This is a genomic window from Pontibacter kalidii (assembly GCF_026278245.1).
GTDB lineage: Bacteria > Bacteroidota > Bacteroidia > Cytophagales > Hymenobacteraceae > Pontibacter > Pontibacter kalidii.
The window spans coordinates 3,717,503-3,738,527 of record NZ_CP111079.1 but is presented as its reverse complement, the minus strand read 5'-3'; the positions used below and the strand labels follow the sequence as shown (position 1 = coordinate 3,738,527).

The 21,025-nt window shown below is 51.7% G+C and carries 18 protein-coding genes and 1 riboswitch; of the genes, 8 read left to right on the top strand and 10 right to left on the bottom strand.

Annotated features, from left to right (window positions below; all coding sequences use genetic code 11):
• Positions 1-10: 10 nt before the first annotated feature.
• The 4 genes from OH144_RS15540 to recG form a co-directional block, all read right to left on the bottom strand.
• Positions 11-1,174, bottom strand: a complete 1,164-nt coding sequence (locus tag OH144_RS15540) for a serine hydrolase domain-containing protein (RefSeq protein ID WP_266203187.1) — start codon at positions 1,172-1,174, stop codon at positions 11-13.
• 94 nt (positions 1,175-1,268) lie between these two features.
• Positions 1,269-1,754 carry a hypothetical protein gene (locus OH144_RS15535; RefSeq protein WP_266203186.1) on the bottom strand — a complete coding sequence of 162 codons (486 nt, stop codon included), beginning with the start codon at positions 1,752-1,754 and terminating at the stop codon, positions 1,269-1,271.
• Positions 1,755-1,941: 187 nt separating this feature from the next.
• The gene (locus OH144_RS15530; protein ID WP_266203185.1) at positions 1,942-2,343 is read right to left on the bottom strand and encodes an acyl-CoA thioesterase; all 402 of its coding nucleotides are present in this window, start codon (positions 2,341-2,343) and stop codon (positions 1,942-1,944) included.
• 185 nt (positions 2,344-2,528) lie between these two features.
• Positions 2,529-2,722, bottom strand: a riboswitch (cobalamin riboswitch).
• 73 nt (positions 2,723-2,795) lie between these two features.
• Positions 2,796-4,901, bottom strand: coding sequence for an ATP-dependent DNA helicase RecG (recG, locus tag OH144_RS15525; protein ID WP_266203184.1), 2,106 nt, complete (start codon positions 4,899-4,901; stop codon positions 2,796-2,798).
• A 114-nt stretch (positions 4,902-5,015) separates the two neighbouring features.
• On the opposite strand from recG, the gene OH144_RS15520 reads away from it, so the two are divergent.
• Positions 5,016-5,225, top strand: coding sequence for a hypothetical protein (locus OH144_RS15520; protein ID WP_266203183.1), 210 nt, complete (start codon positions 5,016-5,018; stop codon positions 5,223-5,225).
• A 665-nt stretch (positions 5,226-5,890) separates the two neighbouring features.
• Here OH144_RS15520 and gldD read toward each other — a convergent pair.
• From gldD to mutY, 4 genes are all read right to left on the bottom strand, one after another.
• Complete coding sequence (gene gldD / locus OH144_RS15515) at positions 5,891-6,460, bottom strand: gliding motility lipoprotein GldD (RefSeq protein WP_266206350.1); 570 nt, start codon at positions 6,458-6,460, stop codon at positions 5,891-5,893.
• A 13-nt stretch (positions 6,461-6,473) separates the two neighbouring features.
• Positions 6,474-7,844 (bottom strand): gliding motility-associated protein GldE, encoded by a 1,371-nt coding sequence (gldE, locus tag OH144_RS15510; RefSeq protein ID WP_266203182.1) that lies wholly within the window; start codon positions 7,842-7,844, stop codon positions 6,474-6,476.
• 26 nt (positions 7,845-7,870) lie between these two features.
• Positions 7,871-8,347 carry a single-stranded DNA-binding protein gene (locus OH144_RS15505; protein WP_266203181.1) on the bottom strand — a complete coding sequence of 159 codons (477 nt, stop codon included), beginning with the start codon at positions 8,345-8,347 and terminating at the stop codon, positions 7,871-7,873.
• 114 nt (positions 8,348-8,461) lie between these two features.
• On the bottom strand, positions 8,462-9,553 hold the full coding sequence (mutY, locus tag OH144_RS15500; protein WP_266203180.1) for an A/G-specific adenine glycosylase: 1,092 nt from the start codon (positions 9,551-9,553) through the stop codon (positions 8,462-8,464).
• A gap of 323 nt (positions 9,554-9,876) precedes the next feature.
• Between mutY and OH144_RS15495 the strand changes: the two genes are divergently transcribed.
• The 3 genes from OH144_RS15495 to OH144_RS15485 all read left to right on the top strand — a co-directional run bounded on the left by OH144_RS15495 (position 9,877) and on the right by OH144_RS15485 (position 12,928).
• Complete coding sequence (locus tag OH144_RS15495) at positions 9,877-10,182, top strand: HU family DNA-binding protein (protein ID WP_046309325.1); 306 nt, start codon at positions 9,877-9,879, stop codon at positions 10,180-10,182.
• Between the two features lie 59 nt (positions 10,183-10,241).
• On the top strand, positions 10,242-11,111 hold the full coding sequence (locus tag OH144_RS15490; protein WP_266203179.1) for a tetratricopeptide repeat protein: 870 nt from the start codon (positions 10,242-10,244) through the stop codon (positions 11,109-11,111).
• A 218-nt stretch (positions 11,112-11,329) separates the two neighbouring features.
• Positions 11,330-12,928 carry an Rne/Rng family ribonuclease gene (locus tag OH144_RS15485; protein ID WP_266203178.1) on the top strand — a complete coding sequence of 533 codons (1,599 nt, stop codon included), beginning with the start codon at positions 11,330-11,332 and terminating at the stop codon, positions 12,926-12,928.
• A gap of 77 nt (positions 12,929-13,005) precedes the next feature.
• On the opposite strand, the gene OH144_RS15480 is transcribed toward OH144_RS15485, so the two are convergent.
• A complete protein-coding gene (locus tag OH144_RS15480; protein WP_266203177.1) occupies positions 13,006-13,677 on the bottom strand; it encodes a porin family protein in 672 nt (223 codons plus the stop codon).
• Between the two features lie 74 nt (positions 13,678-13,751).
• Here OH144_RS15480 and gldB point away from each other — a divergent pair, with 74 nt between their 5' ends.
• From gldB to OH144_RS15460, 4 genes are all read left to right on the top strand, one after another.
• Positions 13,752-14,756: a gliding motility lipoprotein GldB gene (gene gldB, locus OH144_RS15475; protein WP_266203176.1), complete on the top strand. Its 1,005-nt coding sequence runs from the start codon at positions 13,752-13,754 to the stop codon at positions 14,754-14,756.
• 116 nt (positions 14,757-14,872) lie between these two features.
• Positions 14,873-16,081: a glycosyltransferase family 4 protein gene (locus OH144_RS15470; RefSeq protein ID WP_266203175.1), complete on the top strand. Its 1,209-nt coding sequence runs from the start codon at positions 14,873-14,875 to the stop codon at positions 16,079-16,081.
• A gap of 182 nt (positions 16,082-16,263) precedes the next feature.
• A complete protein-coding gene (locus OH144_RS15465; RefSeq protein WP_266203174.1) occupies positions 16,264-16,758 on the top strand; it encodes a hypothetical protein in 495 nt (164 codons plus the stop codon).
• A gap of 309 nt (positions 16,759-17,067) precedes the next feature.
• A complete protein-coding gene (locus OH144_RS15460) occupies positions 17,068-19,860 on the top strand; it encodes an outer membrane beta-barrel protein (protein ID WP_266203173.1) in 2,793 nt (930 codons plus the stop codon).
• 477 nt (positions 19,861-20,337) lie between these two features.
• On the opposite strand, the gene nth is transcribed toward OH144_RS15460, so the two are convergent.
• A complete protein-coding gene (gene nth, locus OH144_RS15455) occupies positions 20,338-21,021 on the bottom strand; it encodes an endonuclease III (protein ID WP_266203172.1) in 684 nt (227 codons plus the stop codon).
• Positions 21,022-21,025: the final 4 nt, after the last annotated feature.

The following is a 21,025-nucleotide window of genomic DNA, read 5'->3' as shown; positions in this document are numbered from 1 at the left end:
AAGGCATGTTTTAATGTGCTTTTGCTTTAGTTGGCAGCAGTAATTTTTCTTCATACGCTTTTAGAAGCCGCCATATACTGGCAAACACTTCAACCTGTTTATCTTCTTCAAGCAGTGTGTTGGTTACAAATACTCTTCCCGTGGCAGTTTTTGGGTTGAAGAAAACGAAAGTTGTTATACCTGGGTCACCTCCTGTGTGCCCTATTTCTCCATTTCGCTTGTGCACCCAAAACACTCCGATATTAGGTTCTTTAGGATTAATATTCCTGGGGTTGAGGCTGTCCCCGAACTGAGGGGCGAGCAACATGTTGTAAGAAGAGTCTCCTAGAATTTTCCCACTGCCGGCACTGCCTTTCATGATTTCCTGCAGATACGTGTTCAAGTCATGTAGATTAGACTTTAACCCGCCGTCAGGGTATGTCAACAATGAATAAAGCTGAATGGGTTTATGGCCAGCGCTGTATAGAACAGCATGGTTATTCATCGGGATGTCTCTAAAAAACCAGCCGGTCGAGCTTAGCCCCAGCGGCTCTGTAATATGCCTCTTGGTGTATTCACTAAAAGGCACCTTAGTGGCACCCTCCACCACAAAAGCCACCAGGGCTGAACCGATGTTGCTGTACTCCTGCCATTCTCCTGGCCTGTGCCTTAGGAAGTTCTTTTCAGAATAGTTTGCCCCCGTCCTGCTCAGGTACTCCTGCAGGAATCTTTTATATGCATCTACATCCAGTTCTTTTGTGTAGGTCTGCTTGTATATCTCTTCCCGGTCAGTTATCCCGGAGGTGTGGGTGACTAAGTGAATTACCTTGATTGGCTGGTCGGGGTAAAAGGGGTTCTGGACCTTGAAGGGTAAAAAATCATTGATATCCGAGTCCAGACTCAACTTACCTTCGCTTACCGCCTTCATCAAGGCTAAGCCAACAAAAGTCTTACTCACGGAGCCAATGTTGAGGATCGTTTTTTCGGTGAATGGTTTTTGGCTGGAAATGTCAGAGAATCCAAAGGCCTGCGTGTAGAGTACACTATCTGGACTAATCACGGAGACAGCAAATCCCGGAAGCACATTCATTTCACTCAACTCATCGAGGCTCTGCGTTAACGATGCTTTAAGATCTTGACCTAACAAGGTCAGAGTAACTAAAAAGAAAACCGAAGTTAAGAGAATTTGCCTCATGTTTGTTAAGGGGCTATACGTGCCAACAGTTAGTACTGGCTGCGAACGAGGCGCAGCTGAGTATAGAGACAGTGCCGTGTTGTGCGTACGTTTTTTATTTCTTCAATTCTTCTAACGACCAACTGAGACCTTTTTGAAGTTGCTCATAAGAAATAAGCCACTCAACTGGTTCTTCATTCATGAACTCAATCTTCCTTTCTTCAATCAATTTGTCAAAAACAGATTGGTTGATTTCGTAACCATGAATCCTGTCACTATACACATACTTTGTAACAAAGCCTTCCTCTGTTACTTTTAGCAATAGCCCACCCACATATTCATCTTGGAAATCAAAAGGCAGGAAAATCTCTTTACTTTCTGTCCCAATGCGGCTATTCCAATAGTTGATAAGTTTACTCGTTGCATATTTTAGAGCGTCCTGCTTGTTTACATCCCGTTCTTCCAGACGTTCTTCTGTTAGTTCGAGAAAGTCAAGCAAGTAATAGCTATCGCCTGTTTTTGAAAAAGTCTGGAAGTTGTCAATCTTCAGAAACAGATCACTATGACCAGTACCTAACTTATCTATAATTACTCTTACCACATTTTTTTATTTCAAATGCCGCCCAACTGCCAGATACAAGCAACCATTACGTTTAGCCAACCAACGGTAGGCGGATAAGCATAACTGTGCTACCTAATATACCGGATTTTACTCACCCAAAGTACAAACAACTGCAATATTAACCTGCAGCTATTGTTTCGCGTGGAACTTCAGGGAAACAAGCCATCTATACTTGTACTTCCTCGGGTAGTACCCGCACCGGCTGCTTGTGCTCGTCTATGGCTACAAAGGCAAAGCTCCCGCTCACGGCTTGGGTGCGTACATCAGAGTACATCTCTTCTACAAAGATCTCCACCTGTACCTTCAGACTGGTATTGCCGACACTCACGACGCGGGCTACCAGTTCCACAATGGTGCCTGCCGGTATAGGCTGAGTGAAGTCTATTCTGTCGGATGACACGGTAACCACGCGCTTGCGGCAAAAGCGCGTGGCAGCGATAAAGGCTACCTCATCCATAAGCTGCATGGCTGTGCCGCCAAAAAGCGTATCGTAATGGTTCGTAGTATTCGGGAAAACAGCTTTAAATATGCGGGTCTCCGACTGCGCGATGCGTTCCTGTAAATTCATAGTATCTAAATAAAGTATGGTTCTGCTGACGGAGCGGAGACAGCCGTACGTATGGTTGTTGTTTTGCGGCACGCTCTCGAATACAGTGCAGGCTGCGCGGAGAAAAGGTAGGGGAGAAGGCACAGCTGAAAGGCGGTCGCTGCCGCTGGCTATACTTCGTCCACAGGCTTTGTACCGCGAAAGCATGCGTGTATGTGTCTGTGGCAAGTCTCCTGGCTTATAACCTTGCTGCCGTCCTTCTCATCCGGTGCCGGACAATGGACCTGCAAAAGCAGCAAGTTCTCGTTATTTACAGTTGCGCGTCAGCCCGTGAGTTTCACACGGTTCCTTTTTAAACCCGGTTATACTTTACCGGAGTACCGCAGACGGAGCAAAGGTACACTTTTTGGGGAAAGTACAGCAGTTCAAAGTGTAAAGCCGTTCTGGCTTAGCTTAACAACTCCCAAACTCCCTCAGCTGATCCTGCTCCAGTTAACAGTATTGGCGCTCAGCGACTGGATATGGCGGCGGATGTTGGCATGCTCCGGCTGCTCCAACTGTGGGTCCTGGTGCAGCACGCGCTGGGCGGCGGCACGGGCCTCCTGAAGTATAGGCGCGTCTTTGGAGAGGTCGGCAATGAGCAGGTCCAGCACACCGCTCTGCTGCGTGCCCATAAGATCGCCAGGGCCGCGCAGTTTCAGGTCAATGTCGGCAATCTCGAAACCGTTGTTGGTGCGCACCATCGTTTCGAGGCGGGTTTTACTGTCTTTGCTCAGTTTATAGCCTGTCATAAGTATACAGTAGCTCTGCTCGGCACCTCGGCCCACGCGCCCGCGTAGCTGGTGCAACTGCGAGAGGCCAAAGCGCTCGGCACTCTCGATAATCATTACCGAGGCATTCGGCACATTCACACCAACTTCAATCACCGTGGTGGCTACCATGATCTGTGTCTCGTGGTTCACGAAGCGCTGCATCTCGTAGTCTTTGTCCTGCGGCTTCATCTTGCCGTGTACCATACTTACCTTGTACTCCGGGAACGCCCGCTGCACACTCTCAAAGCCATCCATCAGGTCCTTGTAGTTCTCCATCTGCTCCGATTCCTCAATGAGCGGGTACACAATGTATACCTGGCGGCCCAGCTTTATCTGGTCGCGCACAAACTGGAACACGCGCAGGCGGTGCGAATCGAAGCGGTGCACGGTCACGATCTCCTTACGGCCGGCTGGCAGCTCATCGATCACCGACACATCCAGGTCGCCGTATAAGGTCATGGCCAGGGTGCGGGGAATAGGGGTGGCCGTCATCACGAGCACGTGCGGGATGATGCGCGGGTTCTTGCGCCACAGTTTCGAGCGCTGCTCCACGCCAAAGCGGTGTTGCTCGTCCACAATGCACAGGCCCAGGTTCTGAAACTGCACCACGTCCTCCAGCAACGCATGCGTACCCACGATCATCTTCATTTCGCCGGAGCGCAACTGCTCGTGCAGCACTCTGCGGTCTTTGGCTTTGGTGGAGCCTGTTAGTTTGCCCAGGTTAATGCCTAAGCGGTCGGCAAATTGCTTCAGGCCCACATAATGCTGGTCTGCCAGAATCTCGGTCGGAGCCATCAGCACCGACTGCGCCCCATTGTCGGCCGCAATGAGCATCGTGATAAAGGCCACGATGGTCTTGCCCGAGCCCACATCGCCCTGCAGCAGGCGGTTCATTTGCTTGCCCGCTGTTAAATCGCCATAGATTTCCTTCACCACCCGCTTCTGTGCGTTGGTCAGGTCGAAGGTCATGTGGTTTTTATAAAATTCGGTGAGGGTAGGCACCTGATTGAAGATCTGCCCTTTCAAATCAGCCTTGCGTACCACCTTCTGGCGGAATAGGCGCAGCTGTATGTAAAAAAGCTCCTCGAACTTTAGCCGGAATTTGGCCTTGTTATACTTGTCTGCTGACTCCGGGAAGTGGATGTTGGCGTAGGCGCTGCGCTTGTCCATCAACTTATAGGTATCAATCAGCTCCGGCGACAGCGACTCCTGCACCTGCGGCAGCGCCACCTTCAGCAAGTGCTCCATCATTTTAGCAATCACTTTGCTGTCGATGCGGTGGGCCTTGAGCTTTTCTGTGGTATTGTAGACCGGCTGCAGAAAAGAAGTCGTTTGTTTTTCCTCAGCCAGCTCCTCCAGCTCCGGGTGCGCCATATTGAACCTGCCGTTGAACTCGGTGGGCTTACCAAATACAATGTAGTCGGTGTGGTTCTTCAGCGTCTTCTGCATCCACTTCACCCCCTTAAACCACACCAGCTCCAGTTGGTCACCGTTCTCATCCACCAGGGTGGCAGCCAAGCGCTGCTTACGGCCCTCGCCAATTACCTCTTTGCCCCGGATGCGGCCGCGCACCTGCACGTAGGGCATGCTCTCGTCCAACTCGCTTACTTTGTAGAACTGCGTGCGGTCGAGATAGCGGAAAGGGTAGTGCTGGATCAGGTCGCCGTAGGTGAAGATGCGGAGTTCTTTCTGCAACAGCTCCGCCCGCATCGGCCCCACGCCCTTCAGGAATTCTATTTTGGTGTTGAAGAAGTTGCTCCCAGTCATTGGCTTGCTATCGGGTGAAAGTATGGCAAGTATAGAATACAAAAATACGCAAAAGCCCCGACAGGTGTAAGTGCTGGCAGGGCTTTATACTTGGTAAGTATACTTATGTTTGTGATGTCTCTGAGTATTGAGGGTTATGCTCTGGCGCAAGTCTTCAGACTGGTGTCCTACTATGGTGTCAAGTTTGTGACTCGACTGGCTTGCAAAGCCATACTTATACTTGAGCTATACTTGCCAGTTTATACTTCCGCTGGCGCGGGCTTGCAGCCCGTGTCTTTTTATACTTTGGCCATACTTTATACTTGCTGGTTTATACTTTCCTAGCCGCCGCTTGCTTTAACCTGAACCTAGCTATACTTGCTAGCTGCTGTTCCTCCACGGCTTTACAACCAACTTGTTTCACCTCATACTTTGGAGCTCTCAAGCCCGAGAGGGCTCGTCCTCGGGCATCGCGCGGTGTACATTTCCTTTGCTTGACCTGCGGTCTCCGCAATTTCGCTAAAGCGAAACCGGAAATCTACAAGGCGCTCAACCCAAGGACTGGGTTCAGTTCGATAGCCACAGCTATTGCTGTCATCTCGACCTTTGGGAGAGATCTCTTTAGAATTTCGGATAGGTATCTCTCGCCCTGCTTGAGATGACAGAGAAAGTAGCAGGTATAGCTCCCTCTCCTGTTTTTAGGAGAGGGTTGGGGTGAGGTTAAATTCCCCTCCTCTGGACTAGCCAAAACGTGAGTTTTGAGCTAGCGAGCATAGCTTTCAGGGGTGGGTTTATACTTTGTAGGGATAGGTCGCGACCTGTCCGCAGGAGAACTGTGGCTATAAAGCTTATACTTCAGCAAGAGTAATTACAGGCTCCCCTCCTTAGACAAGGAGGGGTAGGGGTGGTTGGACCTGGTACTATCGCTAGACACTCGCAGGAGCTGCGCACGCTGCGAGGTCCATGATTTATACTTACCTCCCTAACAACTAATAACTACTAACCAATAACTACTCCTCCTTCCACTCCAGCGTGTTCAGCAGATGCACGATATCCTTTTTCACAAACTCGATCACCGGAGCCAGCGAGTCGTTTTGGGTAGCAGTTCTAAAGTATAAAGCGCCGCGCAGGAAATGGTCAGTGGAGTCGGTTACGTAGAACTGGAACTGGCTTGGCACCTCGCCCTCCAATTCAAACACAGCCGCCACATCACCGGTCGGTATCTTTATCTCCGCCTCTTCTATGGCATAGGCCTTTATCTGGTGCTTGGAGGTAAGTTTGCGGGCATCCTCCACCAGATCGTTCAGCTTCTTTGCATCATTCCCCAGTCCCTTGTAGGTTAGCTGCACGTTGGCGCCGAGGCTGGGGTAGATGATGTTGATCCAGTGCGGCTGCGCGATGCCGGAAGAGTCGGGGCGAATCTTGGCATGCTGCGAATACTCGAACGTATACGGGTGCGCCTCCTGCAGCTGCTGGTACGTTTGCGACGGCAGGTCGATGCGGTTATAGCCTTTGGGCTTCGGGGTGTAGTCTGCGGTGCTGCTGCAGGCCAAAGCGCCGGCAGCAAGGGCTACCCACATAAATGCCTTCAGGCTAGCTAACTTTATGGTACTGTTCTTTTTTGCTTGCGACATTGATCTTGACTCGTTTTACGCGCTTTGTGTCCGCCGACTCTACCGTAAAGTGGAAGCGGCCAAACGCTGCGCTTTCGCCCACCTTCGGAATTCTTGAAAATAGCGCCAACATTAGCCCGGCCACCGTCTCGTTTTCGCCCTTTACCTCGTCAAAGGCATCAAAAGGCACCTCAGCTATCTTACAGAAGTCATGCAGTGAGGTCTTGCCATCAAAGATAAAGGTATTTTCGTCGAGTTGAGAGTAAATGATATCATCGTCGTCATCGAACTCATCGTTTATCTCGCCCACTATCTCCTCCACAATATCCTCCAGCGTAAGCAGGCCTATCGTGCCGCCATACTCGTTCACCACGATGGCCATGTGCACGTGCTTTTCTTTAAAATCCTGGAAGAGGTCAGCGATACGCTTGGTCTCCGGCACGAAGAAGGGCGGGCGCACCAGCTGCTGCCAGTTAAAATCAGCACCTTTGCCCAGGTGCGGCAGCAGGTCCTTCACATAAAGTATCCCTTCGATATGATCGGTGTTATCGGAATATACCGGCACCCGCGAATAGCCCCATTCCACAATCTGCGGCATCAACTCGGGCAGTGTCATGGAGGTATCAAAAGCCACAATGTCCATGCGCGGGCGCATGATCTGCTTCACCGAGATGGCTCCGAAGTTCACCACGCCACGCAGAATCTTGCGCTCCTCCGGTGAGGTGTCGGCATTGATCAGGGCCACGTCCAGGCTGTGGTGCAGTTCCTCTATCGTATGGTTGTAACCCCGGATGATGTACTTGCGCTCCATATGCTCGTTGATGGAGATAAGGAGCCAGGAGATAGGGCGCATGATGACCTGTAGTTTATCTAAAACATCGGCCATGCGGCGCACGAGTGGCATGCGGTGCTTCTGGGCGTATACTTTTGGCAGCACTTCTCCGCAAAAAACGATGAAGAATGTGGCAAATAGCATGCACATGGCCAAATTGCCTGCCGATAAATCCATGGTGCCAAACACCTGCCAGGCCACGTAGGCAAACAGCGTGATGATGGCCACATTGATGCCGTTGTTAAGAATAAGGATGGTGGTAAGGAGCTTGCGCGGGTTCTGCAGGAGGCGGTACACACGTTGCTCAGCGGGGCGCTTGCTTGTTTTGCACTGCTCTAGTTCCTGCTCCGAGAGAGAGAAAAATGCTGCCTCGGCACCTGAGGTCAGGGCCGAGAGCAGCAATAAGGTCAGGCCGCCTGCTATGGCAGCCAGGTATTCAAATCTGAGTTGAGTTAGGGAACTCTGTAAAAGTTGAAGTAAACTATAACTCAGGGGGTCTCCGGGATCTGTACTTTCCAAGATTGTTCTGTTTAATGAAACATAGGTTAGAACGGCAGGTCGTCTGGCTCGTCGTTCTGGAACCCGCCAGCCGGGCTGCTGCCCTTATCGGCCGTTGCGCCGCCGGCATAGTTGCCGCCGCTTGCCGCAGAGGATTCCTGGTAGTTGCCACCGCCGCTGCCGCCATTGTCGCTGCGGCCTCCGAGCATGGTCATGTTATCGGCCACGATCTCGGTGCTGTAGCGCTGCACGCCTTCTTTGTCCTGGTAGCTGTTCGTGCGGATACGTCCTTCAATGTACACTGAATTGCCTTTGCGCAGGTATTTCTCCGCCACTTCGGCGAGGCCTCTCCATACTACGATGTTATGCCACTCGGTGCGCTCCTGCTTCTGTCCGCTCTTATCCTTGAAGGATTCGGACGTAGCGATTGGGAAGCGGGCAACAGCCACACCACCTTCCAGGTGACGTACTTCCGGGTCTTTGCCCAGGTTTCCGATCAGGATTACTTTGTTTACACTTGCCATGTCTTTTTTTGTCTAAATATAACGTTTAATTGGGCTACTCCGGCAACCAAGCTGGAGGCAAATATGGCTTTTACTGAAACTACTAAATGCTTTTGCTACCAGAAAAGTTTCAGCCTATAAATATACTAAAATCTTAGCATCTTTCAAATAGCTGCTGATCAAAACTGGCTTGGGCAAAGCCTCTATTTTTTCAACGGTATAAGGGGCTAATCTGGTTTCTGTTATTACCTCATCTTTTAGTGGGGCCTTCAATTTTATGCGGTAAAAACGTGCGGTTATTTTCTGGTGGCTGAGAATGTGCTTATAGTCTTTGGCTGGCGGTTGCACCTGCGCCTCCTGCACCGGCACGCCCGCCTCCTGCAGCTCCTGCAGCAGTTGCTCCATGGCTAATTCCTTGTTGTCGCTCTCGTAGAGGTAAAAGTCGTACAGGCCCTGCCAGATGTCGCCTCCCAATCGCTTGCGCAGGTAAAATGCGCCATCCAGCTCGAACACGATGTAGTGGAAAAAGCGTGGCCGCGCCGCCTTTGCCTTCGATTTTACCGGAAGCTCCTGCACCATGCCGTGGTTAAAGGCGAAACAACTTTGCTGCAACGGGCAGAACAGGCAATCGGGCATCACCGGGGTGCATTGTATGGCCCCGAATTCCATGATGGCCTGGTTGTAGGTGTCCGGCTCATCGATGGGCACCAACTGGTCGGCCAGTTGTTGAAAAACCTTGCGCGAGGCAGGAGCTGCGATGTCATCGGAAATGCCGAACACGCGCGCCAGTACCCGGAACACGTTGCCGTCCAGCACCGCCACCTGCTCCTGAAAGGCAAAGGCCGCAATGGCCGCCGCCGTGTAGCTGCCCACGCCCTTCAGTTTTAGTAGCTCCTCATACTTGCCCGGAAATTGGCCGCCATACTGCTCTACCACCAGCTGGGCGGTGTGGTGCATGTTGCGCGCCCTGGAATAGTAGCCGAGCCCCTGCCATAGCCGCAGCACTTCGTCCTGCGGGGCCGCTGCCAGGTCCTGTACCGTGGGGTAAGTAGCCGTAAAACGCTCATAGTAAGGCAGGCCCTGGGCCACGCGCGTCTGCTGCAGAATCACTTCGGATAACCATATAAAGTAAGGGTCTGTCGTCTCGCGCCAGGGCAGGGAACGCTTGTGCCGGCCGTACCAGCTGAGCAGGGTTTGGGCAAAATGGGCGTGTGGGGCAGTGGGCATCAATTGTATTGCTTAAGGTTTCCGGAACAGGCAAGTTACGGCTTTGTTCAGGGCAACAGCAAGTATAATCCGGATGGGTGAACTTTGAAATATAAACCGCCGGGGTGCGTTAAGGGAGGGTCAGCGAGGCACGGTGGCTGCACAAAGCAGGCAGGGCGGCAGAAAAAGACGGCAGTTTTGGTCCTAATAATTTAGCACTAAAGCTTTTACTATTCGAAAAGTAAAACTACCTTTGTGCCCCGAATTTGACCATTCTACGGAACAGGCTGATTTCCAAAGATTAGAAAGTTAACATATTATTAATATCCTAAAAATTTAAGAAAGTGACTAAAGCAGAAGTAATATCAGAGATTGCTGATAAGACAGGGATTGATAAAGCAGATGTACAGTCTACAATCGAGGCTTTCTTCAAAGTGGTGAAGGACTCTATGGCTGATGGAAACAACATCTACGTGAGAGGTTTTGGTAGCTTTGTGAATAAGAAGCGTGCGAAGAAAGTAGCTCGTAACATTTCTAAAAACACATCTATCATCATCGACGAACACTTTATCCCAAGCTTCAAGCCATCCAAGACCTTCATCCAGAAGATCAAGAACAGCAAAAAGATTCAGGAGCTTACGCATTCTTAATTTTTTGTATCTTTGCTGATCGGAGTTGAATAAAGTAACACAGCAATAAGGTAAAAAGAATGAAACGATCACAAATATTGATAGTTGTAGTAGCCATCGTGTTGGTGGTGGGTTTGTTCTTTTTGCCTAAAATTGTTGTTAACAACGAAGATCAGGACAGTGTAGCCGGAACTGAAAACAGCGCCGGTTTGCCTGAGGGCCACTCCGAAGACGATGGCCACGACCATGGGTCAGCAGAGGCAGGGGCAGTGGAAAACGTGCATAGAACGGCCACGCCAGAGCAAATGATGGCGCTTACAACCGCCCGCGCCAAGTATAACAAGGCCACCGACGAGCAGACGCGCAGCCGGGTGGCGGTGGAGCTTGGCGAGGCCTATGCCAACGCTGCCAAGTATGACAGCGCCGGATACTACTACGAAGTGGCCGCAAAGACCCGTGGTGGCGAGAAAAGCTTTAGAAGAGCCGGAGATGCCTACTATGAGGCCTTTACGTTTGCCGCTACGCAGGAGCGTGCCGGAGAACTGGGCGCGAAAGCACGCAGCATGTATGAGCAGGTGCTGAAGAACAACCCTTCTGACCACGACGCCAAAACCAACGTAGCCATGACCTACATCGCGACCTCAAATCCGATGCAGGGCATTACTATGCTGCGCGAGGTGCTGGCATCGGCCCCAAACAACCAGAAGGCGCTGTTTAACCTTGGTATCCTGTCCATTCAGTCTAACCAGTACGATAAGGCCGTTGGCCATTTCCGGAAGCTGGTGTCGGTGAACCCGCAGCACGTAGAAGGAACCTTCTACCTGGCGGTGGCGTTGGCTGAGACGGAGCAGAACGAGGAGGCGAAGGCTTTATTCAACAAGGTGAAGAGCATGAGCAATGACCCTGCCCTGAACACATCGGTAGATGAGTACCTGGCAAGACTGCAGTAACGCATTAAAGAAATCATCCATAAAACAAAAACTACAAGATTATGCCTTGCGGAAAGAAAAGAAAAAGACATAAGATCGCTACACACAAAAGAAAGAAGCGCCTTAGAAAAAACAGACATAAGAAGAAGTAATTCTTCTGCGTTCACGAGGGCCCACTTTACATAAGCTAAAGTGGGCTTTGGTCTTATACATACATCCACCTAACCATTTGAGAGAAATTGAGCAACGAGCTGATTATCAATTCTACTCAGGATGGGGATCGCATTGCGCTTTTACAGGACAAACGTTTAGTTGAGTATCACTTCGAGTCGAAAGACACGGACTACATAGTAGGTGATATTTTCCTGGGGACTGTAAAAAAGGTAATGCCTGGACTGAACGCCGCCTTTATAGATATTGGTTACCAGAAGGATGCATTCTTGCATTACCACGACCTGGGGGCCAACATCAAAACGCTGAACAGGTACGTAAAAGCGGCGCAAACACAGAAGAACGCAACACCCAAGCTAAACCAGGCGAAGTTTGAGCCTGAGATAGACAAGCTCGGCAAAATAGCTGATGTGCTCAAGAAAGGGCAGCAGCTGCTGGTGCAGATCGTAAAAGAGCCTATCTCAACCAAAGGCCCACGCTTATCCTGTGAGCTCTCTCTTGCCGGGCGATACCTGGTGCTCGTACCGTTTTCAAACACGGTAAGCGTATCCAAGAAGATCGTTAGCAAAGAGGAGCGGACCCGTCTGAAACGCCTGATCACAAGTATAAAGCCGGAGAACTTCGGCGTGATTATCCGGACAGTGGCGGAAGGCCGCGATGTGGCAGAGCTCGACAGAGACCTGCGCAACATGCTAGCAAATTGGGAAGAGGGCTTTAAAACCCTCAGAATAGCAAAGCCAAATGATAAGATCATTGGCGAGCTCAATCGTTCTTCCTCCATCTTGAGGGATTTATTAAACGAGAGCTTTGACAACATAGTGGTTGACAATACGCAACTCTATGACGAGATCAAGGCATACGTGCACAGCATAGCGCCCGAAAGGATCAAGATCCTGAAGCACTATACTGGAAAAACCAAGACCTTTGAACACTTCCACATCGAGAAGCAGCTAAAGGCAGCATTCGGTAAAACAGTGACCATACCAGGCGGCGGATACCTGGTGATAGAGCACACCGAGGCGCTGCATGTGATTGATGTGAACAGTGGGAACAAATCCAATACCGAAACCGATCAGGAGGCAACCGCACTGCACGTCAACATGATGGCCGCCAAAGAAGTGGCCCGTCAGCTGCGCCTTCGGGATATAGGTGGTATCATTGTCGTGGACTTCATTGACATGAAGTCTCCGGAAAACCGCCAGAAAGTATACGAGGTGGTGAGGGAGGAAATGAAACGGGACCGTTCCAAGTCCACCATTCTTCCTATCTCGAAATTCGGCCTGATGCAGATCACCAGACAACGCGTAAGGCCCGAGCAAAATATTGTAACCGGCGAAGTTTGCCCTACCTGCGGCGGCACCGGTAAAACATCTGCCAGTATACTGGTAACAGACGAAATTGACGCAGCGGTAGACGACCTGCTGACAAGCCACAACCACAGGAGCCTGGAAGTATACTTACACCCGTTCGTGCACGCCTACTATACCAAGGGGCTGCTATCGAGGCAGGTGAAGTGGTTCTTCAAGTACTTCAGGTGGGTGAGCCTGGTAAAAGACACTTCCCTTGGCATCATGGAATTTAAAGTGATGGACAGCAGAGGGGAGGAAATAGAATTGCGATCCGCCTTCAGCGACATGAATGGCGTGCAGGATAAAGAAGAGGAGTAAGCCCTGGCTTACTTAACACAAAAAAGCCGCTGCTAAATCAATAGCAGCGGCTTTCTTCGTTTTATAGGTATGGCGTCCTAGAACTTCAGGCCGAAGTCCAGCGATACGCCATTGTTCTTGACGGCGATGTTCTTGTCGCCGAACTTCTTCTCGTAGAAGTCGTCGATGTCGGTAAGGCCACGGTGATAGGTAAGGCCGCCGAAAACCTTGGTGCTCTCGCCCATCTGGAACTCCACGCCGCCGCCAAGTATGGCATCGGCCTCAAAAATATTGAAGCGCTTGATCACCTTCTCGCTGTTGATCACTTTCTTGTTGTTTACCTGAGCCGCCACCTTCGTGTTAAGCGCACCGCCTACCTGGAAGTATAAGATAGTGCCCGGGGCCACCTCGTTGGTAAAGAGCTTGAGCGTTAGGGGGAGTTGAACGTATTGCACTGCAATGTCATCTTTACCGCTCATTTGCTCGGTTGAACCATCTCCATTTTCACGGATATAGTTATAGGTAATTTCAGCGCCTTTGCTGCGGTACATCAGGCCGGTGCTGAAGGCGTAATTCTGGGCAAAGAAGTAGTCTACCACCACACCCACACCCAGGCGCAGGTTGTTGCTCTCCTTCTCAAAGTTATACCTGTCCTCAGCTACAAAGCGGTTGCCCGAGATCGTCGGGGAGAGTTGCAGGCCAATTTCAACCTGGGCCATTGCTGTGAACCCGGCGCACATAAACAGCATTAAGAGTGTAAATTTCTTCATTAGCTTAGCTTTTATTATACTTTGCGTTACCCTATTACGAAGTAACCCCCTATTTTTGTACAAAGATACGAAACATGTATTACAGATTACTTATACTTGCCCTACTTGTATTCGCTTTTGGTTGCGGCGAGAAAGGTTGTGAGTTGCCGAAGGAGATCGCCCGCATACCGATGGAGGTGCAGATAGAAAGGCTGGAGAAACCTTTCTTTGCGGCGGAGACCAAAGCCGACATTGCCGCCTTCATCCAGGCTAACCCATACTTTGCGGAGCAGTACCTGCAGCAGAGCGAATACCCTACGGACTCAGCCTTCATTAACCCGCTCTACGGCCTGGCCACAAACCCTGCCCTTGACTCGCTGGCGCGACAGGCCATGCAAACCTTCGGCGATATGCAGGAGCAGGAAAAACAACTGGCAGATGCCTTCCGGGTGATAAAGTATAACTACCCCGGGTTTAAGGAGCCGCAGGTAAAAACCTTCGTGACCGGCCTTGGCACCTTGGGCAATGACCTGTATGTGGCGGATAGCCTGATCGTATTTGGCCTTGATTACTTTATCGGGCCGGAGGCAAAGTACCGTCCGCAGGCTTACGAGTATATCCTGAGGCGCTACGAGCCACAGAAAATGGTGCCGGCTGCCATGCTGCTGCTCTCCAACCGCTATAACAGAACAAACTTTGCAGACCGAAATCTGCTAGCCGAGATGATCGGCATGGGCAAGGCCTACTATTTTGTGAAGTCGGTGCTGCCCTGCATGCCCGATTCGCTGATTATCTCCTACTCCGAGCAGGAGATGGCAGATGTGCATCATAACGAGGGGCGCATTTGGGCGCATTTTGTGGAGAAGGAGCTGTTGTTTGATAAGACGCCGTTTACCGTGAACAAGTATATTGGAGAGCGTCCGAACACGCCTGAGATAGACGCCACTGCCCCTGGCCGCATCGGTGCCTGGGTGGGGTGGCAGATCGTGCGCAAGTATATGGAGCGCAACCCTGAAGTAAGCCTGCCAGAATTAATGGCCGAAACCGATTATCGCAAGATCTTCGAGGAGTCAAAGTATAAACCGGAGAAGAAGCGGTAGTTCAAATGGCTACATGGCTACATTGTTGAATTGTTATTGCAGGCCCAATTAGGTAGGACTTCAGCTGATGTACTTACTCCGTCAACAATTTAACAATCAACAATTAAACAATAAAAATGCACATTGCCCTCCTAAACCAGCACCACCACAACCCGGACTGCCCTGCCACGTGCCGTCATTTCTCCTTTATGGAGGATTTGGTGCAACGGCATAGGGTGAGCCTGGTGACGAGCGATGGCTGGCGGAAAGTCCGCATCACGCAGTGTTATAACTGGGTGCCGGAGGGGGTGGAGCTGCACGAATGCATTGCCCCGTACTCCAACAAGATGGGGGTGCGCAAGCGCCTTAAATCTTTTGCTGGTTTTGCCGGAAGTGCGTTTAAACGCACCATGCAACTGCAGAAGCCGGATGTGCTGTGGGCCGTATCTACGCCGCTAAGCACACCGTGGGTGGCGGCGCAGGCGGCAAAGCTAAGGGGGGTGCCGTGGGTGTTTGAGGTACAGGACCTGTGGCCGAGCTTCCCGATACAGATGGGGGCTGTGCAGAACAGTTGGCTGCAGCAGCGCCTCTACAACATGGAGCGCCGCCTCTACGAGAGCGCCAGCCATATCATTACCCTCTCTCCCGATATGACCGATTACGTGGCCAGCCTCGGCATTCCGCGGGAGAAGATCACGACCAACTATAACGGCACTGATTTCTGCATGGTAGATGCCGTGCAGGAGCAGGAGGTGGAAGCACTGCGCCAGAAGTATAACCTGCAGGGCAAGCAGGTGGTGTTGTACGCCGGCACTTACGGCCGCGCCAACAGTATGCCCACGCTCATGCAGGCCATTCGAAGTATGGCCGCCGACCGAAGTATAACCTTCGTGTTTACCGGAAACGGCTATTACGAACCACAGCTGCAGGAACTGGCGCAGCAGGTGCCCAATCTGCTTTTGCTGCCGCCGCAGCCACGCGCCGATGTATTTAAGCTGTTCAAATTGGCTGCTATCTCCCTGGTGCCTTTTAATGATCTGCCGGTGCTGGCCAGTAATTCGCCAGCCAAGTTCTACGACAGCCTCGCCTGCGGCACCCCTGCCATTGTCACTAACCCCGGCTGGACGGAAGCCTTCGTAGCGAAGTATAACTGTGGCTGGTATGCGCCTGCCGAGCAGCCGGAGGCGCTGGCCCAAACCATCCGACAGGTGCTGGCGCAGCCACAGCAACTGCAGGCAGCGTCTGCCAACGGCGCGGCCATCGCCCGCCAGCTCTTCGACCGCAGGCAATTGATGCGGCAGGTAGAGGAGGTGCTGTTAAACGTGGTAAAGTCATCTGCTCGCTAACCTCACACTTTCTTTTTTGTGCCACATCGCGCTGTAAATATCTCTTTCTTAGCTTGATAAGTATAGCATCACTTTAAGGCCGTTACTGCCGGAAAGTTTTGGCACGCCGTTTGGATAAGTAGAAGCAACAAGCAGGAATTCCAGGCCTGGACTTACCGCTAATCTATCTACCTGACCTAAGAATGAAGAAGATGAAAAAGAACCTGTTAGCGCTGGCACTCGGTGTGCTGGTTATGGGAAGCACTGTGGCACCCGCAGTAGCACAAGATACTACCAAGCCTCGCCAGGAGGCAAGAATGCACAAACACAAAGGCGAGCGCAAATCTCCGGAAGAAAGAGCCAAAGTAAGAACCGAGCGCATGACCCAGGAGCTGGACCTGAGCAAGGCGCAGGCGAAAAAAGTGGAGGCGCTGTACCTGAAGGAGACAAAAGAGCGAGAAGCCAAGCGCGCCAACTTTAAAAAAGGCGATAAAAAAGATGCTGCCGGCCGCGAGCAAATGCGCGCCGAGAGGATGGCTGCCCACCAGCGCCACAACGAGGAGCTGAAAGACATCCTCAACAAAAAGCAGTACGCCAAATATGAGGAGATGCAGGCACAGAAGCGCGAGCAGATGAAAGCCAGGCACGAGAAAGGAGGCAAGGGTAAGCGCGGCCAGCATGAGGGAGGCAGAGCATAGATGCCATAAACGTATGAACCAGACAAAAGGCAGACTATTAAGTCTGCCTTTTTTTGTGGCTTAGCTTGTACCTGGTCAATGCTGAGGTTTTACTTTTTGGCCCCTGAAGAGGCCATACCAGCATAGGGAGGCGCTACCTATACCGTAGCACCGCGCTTGCCGCTAGTTTAAAAGTTTAATAATGTGGTGTTTCTGTTAGATAATTCTATATATTGTAAGATAAGTATGTTGCTCCTGTTCAGGAACTTCTCTGCTTTTCCTGCTGGAACAGAGCCAGAACTTTTCATGGTAAAAAGCACGACTCCTCCTATGAAAAACTTCCTGCCTTTCACGCTGCTGCTCATGTTTGCTTTATGCCCGGGTGCCTCCTTCTCCCAAAGCCAGAAAGGCGAGGTAAAGGGCGTGCTCACCGATGCGGAAACAAACGAGGCGCTGCCTTATGCCACGGTGGCTGTTTACACGGCACACGACACAGCAATGGTCACGTTCCGGATGAGCGATGAGAAGGGTGTATTCAGGGTGCCTGGCTTGCCGGTGGGCCAAGGGCTCAGGGCAGTGATCACAATGATGAGCTTTCAAGTGTACCGTAAGGAGTTCATGCTTTCGGCGGAGCAGCCCGCGTTGGACCTGGGGGAGGTTAAGCTGGAGCCAAGTTCTGAGCTGCTGAATGAGGTGCTGATAGTGGCCGAAACACCGCCGGTGCTGGTCCGCAACGATACGCTGGAGTTCAACGCTGCCTCTTTTAAAACACTGCCCACTGCGCTGGTGGAGGACCTGCTGAAAAAGCTTCCGGGCGTATCGGTGGACGCGGCGGGCAACATCAGCGTGAACGGGAAGGCAGTGCACAAAATACTGGTGGACGGGAAAGAGTTCTTCGGCAGCGACCCCAAGATTGCCAGCCGCAACCTGCCAGCCGATGTCATTGAGAAGGTACAGGTGATGAACGACCCTGAGGTAGTGCGCCGCGACCCGCACCTGCCCGAGAGCGAAATTCCGCAGGTGGTTAACCTCACGTTTAAGAAGGGAATCAAAAAAGGTATGTTTGGCAAAGTATACGGCGGTTTCGGCACGGACAACCGGTACGAGGGTGGCGGGCTGATAAACGCTTTCCGCGACACCACGCAGGTGAGCCTGTTGGGCTACTCGAATAACCTGAACCGCCCGGGCTTTGGCATGGGCGACATGAGGAAGATAGGCGGGTTTGACCGGAGCGGGTTGAACAGCATTATGATGAGCGATAGGGGCTACGAGTTAAACGGGGTCTCCTTTGGCGGAACGGGCGAAGGGGTAGAGCAGTCATCAGGGGGCGGGGTAAACTTTAACACGGTCACCAAAAACGGCATCAAACTGAACCTGCAGTACTTTTACGGCGGCATAAACGGAGAGGTAAACCAGCTTATAGACACCAGGCAGTCCCTGGCGCGGGATACCCTGACCACACGCCGCAGCCGGGACCAGCGCAGCAGGAGCCATAAGCACCAGATAGGCGGCAAACTGGACTGGAAGATCGATTCCCTCACGGATTTCTCCTTTAGGCCGAGTATAATGCTTGGGCAAAATACCATAAAGCAGGAGGAAAATGCGAATACCTACCGCAACGCCAATCGGTTGGTGAATGAGAGCGATAACAACCAGCGCTCAGAGGAAGGTACAGACAGCTTTTCGGGCACATATTCCTTAAACCGGCTCTTTTCCAAGAAAGGGAGAGTATTTAATCTGTTCGGCAACTATGAGTATAACACTGTGCTGCAGGACAGGTATAACCTGGCGCTCAACCGTTTTTTCGAGCCACACCCTGAGACCTCGCAGTTGAACCAGCTTCGCGATGAAAGCCGGGACAATCTTGGCATCCGGAACAACATTTCTTTTACCGAGCCACTTGTAGAGAACTTAAGTGCGGTTATCAGGCTGAACTCGCAGTACTTTAGGGATGAAAATGCCATTGGGACCTACGCCTATGCCCCGGAAAGCAACGAGTATGATCGCCGGGTAGATGACCTCTCCACTTCCTTCGACCGCAAAGGCTGGCGAAACTATGTGACGACGGGTATCCAGTGGAAGAAAGGCAAACTGACCGTACAGCCGGGAGTGGAGTTCGCGTCGCTCAACATCGAGTCTGATTTCCGGGAGCGGAAGCCCATTGATCAGGACTACTTCTATGTGTTCCCCTCGCTGCGGGTGCGCTGGCAAGACCTCAACCTGAGCTACAGTGCCTCTTTACGGGAGCCTGGTGCCATGGATCTGCAGCCTGTGGTGGATAACACCAATCCGCTGTTTATCCGGTACGGAAATCCGGCCCTGGTACCTACTGTCACCCACAGCGTTAACCTGAACTTGTACAAGTATGATTTAAACAGGGCGCTCAACTATAATCTTCATGCTTATACAAGTATAAACCAGAACGATATCACCAGGGAGCGAACGATAGAGCCTAACGGGGTGCAGGTTACCCGGCCGGTGAATACCGATGGGAACTGGTATGCGAGCGGATCGGCACGGATTTCAAAGGATTTCAAGTATGAGTTGGGCAGGCAGTTTTCGCTGGGGGCCTCGGCCGGGGGAAGCTTTCGCAAAACGCTGATCATCCTGAACGAAGTGCAGAGCTACGGGCAGATGCGAAACTTCTGGCCCTCGGTCAATGCAGGGTTCAACCTGCACGACAAGATCGAGTTTAGCCAGTCCCTGCGGCTGAACTTCAGCCAAAGCCGCTACGAGCAGGATGCGTTTGAAAACTACAACACCGTGAGCAGGACCTCCACAACATACCTTGTGCTCCGGGTGCCGAAGCGTGTGGTATGGGAGGCACACTTTGAGCACTGGCATACCTCCGATGCCGTACCGGGGCTGCGGGATAGCTACGGGCGGCTTACTGCCGCTGTAACCTTCCTGTTCCTGAAAGACGACCGGGCACAACTGAAGCTATCTGTATACGATTTGCTGGACCAGAACCTCAGCGCCAGCCGCAGCATCCGGGAAAACATGGTGGAAGATGTGCAGACAACGGTGCTGAACCGTTACGGCATGGTCACCTTTATCTATAACATCCGCAACTTCGGCGGCAAGGTGGGCAGCACAGGCAGAAACACACTGTTCCGGTTTTAGGCAGGTATGGAGACAGTGTTGGGTTAAAGTAAGGGGGACTGTTATGCTGGAGGAAACCCGGTAGAAAAAGAGCAGGACCGTTAAATGCTACATTTCTTGTCATCCTGGAAGGATCTTGGTGGCCTGTAGCGGTGGCTCAACCTACCTCCTGCCAGGTTACTCAACAGAATGACAAATATCTTAACAACGGTGTAGCTAGAACATAATAACGGCCCTAGGTAGAAATAGCAGCTCCTTTCCCAAGAGGTTAAGCTGATGCGGCTTGCCCACAAGCTCCTTCCAGGATGACAGAGTAAAGTGCTGATGCTGTCGTCTTACCTATAAACCAGCCATTCCTGCTTATACGATCAGGGCCATTTTCTGTGTTGGCATCAACGTGAGTGAGAAAAACAGGAGCAGGATACCGTACCTCAAGTATAAAGTATAAACCCTGTGCGGCATGAGGCGGCACAGGGTTTATACTTTATACTACGCACTTTACACCCCGCCCAGCTTATTCTCCGGGTCATCTGGGATGTTGGGGAAATTCTTCTGAAAAAAGGCGCAGAAATGGGTGAGGGGGCATTCCTCGCACTTGGGGCGGCGGGCCAGGCAAATGTAGCGGCCATGCAGGATAAGCCAGTGGTGCGCTTTAGAGATGAGTTCGTTCGGGATGTTGACCACCAGCTGCTTTTCCACCTCCAGCGGGGTTTTGGCGGTTGTAGTGACCAGGCCCAGGCGCTTGCTTACCCGGAACACGTGGGTGTCCACGGCCATGGCGGGCTGGTTCCAGATAATGGACACGATCACGTTGGCGGTCTTGCGGCCCACTCCCGGCAACTTCACCAGCTCCTCCACCGTGCTGGGCACCTCCCCGCTAAATTGCTCCACCAGCATTCTGCCCAGTCCGGCCAAATGCTTTGCCTTGTTGTTGGGGTAAGATATACTTCTGATCAGCGGGAAGACCTCTTCAGGCGTGGCCGCGGCCAGTGCCTCCGGCGTAGGGTAGGCCTCAAACAGGGCAGGCGTTACCATGTTCACGCGCTTATCGGTGCACTGGGCGCTCAGCACCACCGCCAGTATCAGCTCATAAGGGTTTGTATAAGCCAGCTCGGTTTCCGGCTCCGGAAAGTGTTGGGTAAAGTACTCGATCAGGAGCCTGTAGCGTTCCTTTTTCTGCATAAAA

Coding starts and splice junctions, on each gene's coding strand:
- recG (WP_266203184.1), bottom strand. CDS start 4,901: ATGACTGGGAGCAACTTCTTCAACACCAAAATAGAATTCCTGAAGGGC.
- OH144_RS15470 (WP_266203175.1), top strand. CDS start 14,873: ATGCACATTGCCCTCCTAAACCAGCACCACCACAACCCGGACTGCCCT.
- OH144_RS15460 (WP_266203173.1), top strand. CDS start 17,068: ATGAAAAACTTCCTGCCTTTCACGCTGCTGCTCATGTTTGCTTTATGC.
- OH144_RS15480 (WP_266203177.1), bottom strand. CDS start 13,677: ATGAAGAAATTTACACTCTTAATGCTGTTTATGTGCGCCGGGTTCACA.
- gldD (WP_266206350.1), bottom strand. CDS start 6,460: ATGTGGGTAGCCCTTGCTGCCGGCGCTTTGGCCTGCAGCAGCACCGCA.
- gldB (WP_266203176.1), top strand. CDS start 13,752: ATGTATTACAGATTACTTATACTTGCCCTACTTGTATTCGCTTTTGGT.
- OH144_RS15530 (WP_266203185.1), bottom strand. CDS start 2,343: ATGAATTTACAGGAACGCATCGCGCAGTCGGAGACCCGCATATTTAAA.
- OH144_RS15520 (WP_266203183.1), top strand. CDS start 5,016: ATGTCTCTGAGTATTGAGGGTTATGCTCTGGCGCAAGTCTTCAGACTG.
- mutY (WP_266203180.1), bottom strand. CDS start 9,553: ATGCCCACTGCCCCACACGCCCATTTTGCCCAAACCCTGCTCAGCTGG.
- OH144_RS15540 (WP_266203187.1), bottom strand. CDS start 1,174: ATGAGGCAAATTCTCTTAACTTCGGTTTTCTTTTTAGTTACTCTGACC.
- nth (WP_266203172.1), bottom strand. CDS start 21,021: ATGCAGAAAAAGGAACGCTACAGGCTCCTGATCGAGTACTTTACCCAA.
- OH144_RS15505 (WP_266203181.1), bottom strand. CDS start 8,347: ATGGCAAGTGTAAACAAAGTAATCCTGATCGGAAACCTGGGCAAAGAC.
- OH144_RS15490 (WP_266203179.1), top strand. CDS start 10,242: ATGAAACGATCACAAATATTGATAGTTGTAGTAGCCATCGTGTTGGTG.
- OH144_RS15465 (WP_266203174.1), top strand. CDS start 16,264: ATGAAGAAGATGAAAAAGAACCTGTTAGCGCTGGCACTCGGTGTGCTG.